This window comes from Zooshikella ganghwensis DSM 15267 (genome assembly GCF_000428585.1).
Taxonomy (GTDB): Bacteria; Pseudomonadota; Gammaproteobacteria; order Pseudomonadales; family Zooshikellaceae; genus Zooshikella; species Zooshikella ganghwensis.
Window position 1 is genome coordinate 1 of record NZ_AUAF01000260.1, and the last position, 3,704, is coordinate 3,704.

2 protein-coding genes are annotated in these 3,704 nt (G+C 35.0%); both read right to left on the bottom strand.

What is annotated here, in order from left to right:
* Nucleotides 1-142 precede the first annotated feature (142 nt).
* The gene (locus F607_RS0125445) at nucleotides 143-2,368 is read right to left on the bottom strand and encodes a bifunctional diguanylate cyclase/phosphodiesterase (RefSeq protein ID WP_169719852.1); all 2,226 of its coding nucleotides are present in this window, start codon (nucleotides 2,366-2,368) and stop codon (nucleotides 143-145) included.
* Between the two features lie 85 nt (nucleotides 2,369-2,453).
* Nucleotides 2,454-3,497 (bottom strand): polyamine ABC transporter substrate-binding protein, encoded by a 1,044-nt coding sequence (locus F607_RS0125450; RefSeq protein WP_051311835.1) that lies wholly within the window; start codon nucleotides 3,495-3,497, stop codon nucleotides 2,454-2,456.
* Between the last annotated feature and the right edge of the window lie 207 nt (nucleotides 3,498-3,704).

Genomic DNA, 3,704 nt, shown 5'->3' on the forward strand with positions numbered 1-3,704 from the left:
ATTGTATTATTTTTTTCCAATGTGATGCTCTAAGTCAGTTGCTAATCATCCTATTATACTGATTTTGTTGTATTTTTATATGCGATTGCCCTGCTCAGAATAGTATACTTTAGACTCAGTTTCCTTTAGTTCTATCAGCTAACTAGCCAGATGAAATTTTTAATTGTTGAATATGACTATTTAATGGCATTGGTTTACTGTATAGAAATCCCTGCAAGTAATCACATCCTGCTGCAATCAGTTGCTCTGCCTGCTCTTTATGCTCAATACCTTCAACAGTCACTTTAAAACCCTGATGCTTTAGGTACTTTATGAGTGATAACACCATTGCACAACGGCGATTATCAACCATCATATCAACCAAGCTTTTGTCTACTTTAATTGTATCAATGGGGTAGTTCAACAACTGAACCAAAGATGTATAACCAGCTCCAAAGTCGTCGATGGCTAGTGATACACCAATATTTCTTAGTAAGGCCAAATTTTTTTCAACCTTACCAATATCACATATTTCAAATGTTTCAGTTATCTCTAATTGAATAATCGAGAGATTCACCTGAGAGTCAGAAAATACTGCCGCGATTTTTTCAATAAAATGTTTTGAGCTAAGATGTGCTGATGAAATATTAATTGCTATTTTAAGTTCATTACTATAGAGATCTTGTAATTGAGGAATATCTTTAATAACTTGTCCAATCACCCAAAAATCTATTGCCTCAAAGTATCCACGACTTTCTGCTATAGGGATAAACTCAGCAGGCGAAATAAAACCCAGCACATCGGACTGCCAGCGCAACAATGCTTCTACACCTGCTACTTTTAATGTTTTTGCATAATACACAGGCATATAATAGACTTCAAATTCGCTAAAATTTCTTTTCTTAAGTTCAGTTTCTATTTCTTTATCTCTTCTTGCTTGAATAGCTAGTTCTTGTGAGTAAAAAGCATATTGGTTTTTACCAGCGTGTTTAGCTTGGTACATTGCTGTATCTGCATTAGAAATAAGTTCCGTAGGGTTAGAACCATCATCAGGGTAAATCGCTATTCCTATACTGGCAGAGACAGGGAAATGTCCTGCATCACATTCAAAACCATCTTCAAATAATGCTAATATTCTCTCAGCGACTTTATAGAGTACTGCGTCTTTATCAAAGTCATGTAACAGCACTGCAAATTCATCACCTGCCAATCTTGCAAGATCATGATCATAAATATTTACAATAATATCAGTTGTACGTACTGATAACTGTAAGCGCTCGGCGAATGTTTTAAGTAGGATATCTCCAGCTTCATGCCCAAATTTATCATTAACAAATTTAAAGTTATCTAAATCAATATACAGTAATGCAACTTTTTTTGACTTTCTATTAGCTCGAGAAATAACTCGATCTAAACAGCTAGTAAATGTTCTTCTATTATAAAGCTTTGTTAGCGCATCACGCTCTGCCATCTCCTTAGTTACTTCATATACATTATGGAGTTGCTCATAAACTCGAACAAAAGCACGGCTTAAACTACCTACTTCATCCTGGCTACCATAGGCATTTGGTTTATCTTTATTACCTTCAAGTACATCTGTCAAATCTTTTTCCAATACTTCTATTGGACTGGTAATATAACGTTTAATTAGGAATATTAACATTATATATGAGCAAACTGTCAAAATCACAAACGACAGTATCATACGTTTTTCGAGCGTGCGTAACTGTTCAGAAATTTCATCATCACTTACAACAAGAGCAATACTACCTAAATTAGTTATTTTATAGGTCACAGAAATCAATGATTCAGAAATTTCTCTAGACTCACCGCCTTCTAATAGTATATAGGTATCGATGTTTTGTTCTTTCTTTAAAGTCTCCCGCCAGGCATCAAAGTCCGAGGCATCAAATGCCATGATCACAGCAATAGACTGATCCCAGTCTTTCATTAAGGGTTTACGCTGCGTATACCGATCAATAAAACGAATATACAAAAGTCGGGTTGTGTTGTTTTCACTTATTAAATATCTATTACTAATAATTTTATTATCACGCATTTCCTGCACAATAGTTGGTATTTTTGGATCTATTGTACTAAATGGATCACCGCTATTTTCATAGTAAAACTCGATATTATTATTTGGAAAAAAAATAGCTAACGATATATAGTGAAAGCTAATTTCATCTAAGTCTTGAATTGCTGTTTCTAAGTTACCCTCAACTGCAAGCGCTTTAAATCGTTTATCTTCAACATTTAAGTATTGTCGTATCTCAGCACTTCTAACTAACGACGGGAAATACGTATCAGCAAAACTTAGGTACCTGTTCATGCTATCAACAAGCTGATTTAGCTGTAAATGAGCTTGACTGGATAAAAAATCAATCAACGATTTTTTTTGAACTTGATAAATACCTATGAACGTGATTAAGTAGCTCAATACTAAAACAGGTAGGATTAATACTCTAACACGTTTACTTAGTCTCATGCTCTTTTCTCAAAGCTCGCATGACTCGATTTCTCTGACTCATATTTTTATCAGAAATAATTCTATATGGTTCGCTTCTATCTAAAACATCTTGATCAGGATATATACTTTTATCATTTTTCACTTCGCTAGGTAACAGTTCAATGGCAGATTTATTAGTCGTTGCATACCCAATATCTTTAGCATTAATTGCTGCATTTTCTGCATTATTTAGAAAATTAATAAATGATAGTGCCTGCTGTTTCTTTGTAGAGTGACTTAATACAGAAAAACAGTCAATCCATAGTGATGTACCTTCATCAGGCACAATATACTGCCAACTGTCTTTTCCTGTTAGATCGTTTAATGTGTGTTGATCACCGCTATAGCCAATGGCCATATATAATTCTTCATCATCAGGCTTGGCACTAATATAACTAATAACATAATCATATGTCATGACTGCTGGAATTTGCTTTCTAAGTAACTGATAAGCGGCTTTAAGATGATCATTATTTTCGCTATATATTGAGTAGCCACTCAATTTTAATACTGGAATCAGTGTATCTGTAAAATCTTCATGCATTCCTATATGACCAAAAAGACTTTCTTCTGGTTCAATCAATGCTCTCCATGATACCGGTTTGGTCTCAATCTTATCTGCTCTATATACAATGCCAACGGTCCCCCAGAAATATGGAACACCGAAATTACCGCAACTTTGAGTCCAACGCTTCTGGATATTAACCAAATTACTTACTTCTGAGCGTGTTATCGAAACTAATTTATTATTCTTTCCAAATAATTGTGCAGAAATACTATCAATCACAACGAGGTCAAACTGTTCAGCAACCTCACTTGCAAGAACTTCATCACGCATTTCATCAGTATCATAATAAATTTGGTGTATCTTCCAGCCGGTTTCTTTTTTCCATCGTTCAATAATATTCGGGGATAAATACTCTTGCCAGTTAAAAATCACCAGCTCACCCGCTGAAGTCGAAGTTGCAGTGAGTATAATAAAAAACAGTAAAGTATATATGCTACGCATTTGAAGCCTCAAGGAAGTCAACGTCCTACTAGATCAAAGTTTAGTTCTCTTCAGGCTAACCTTAAAGGAGGGATAATTTCGTATAATTACTGATTAGACGATCAAAAACTTTAGTCATAACGCTCCCGCAGAGCGGGAGGCTTGACAGCTATGAGCAGCCCCAAGGGCTGCCAATGTTAAAGTTCAGTGTTTAACATTAGCTTCCGT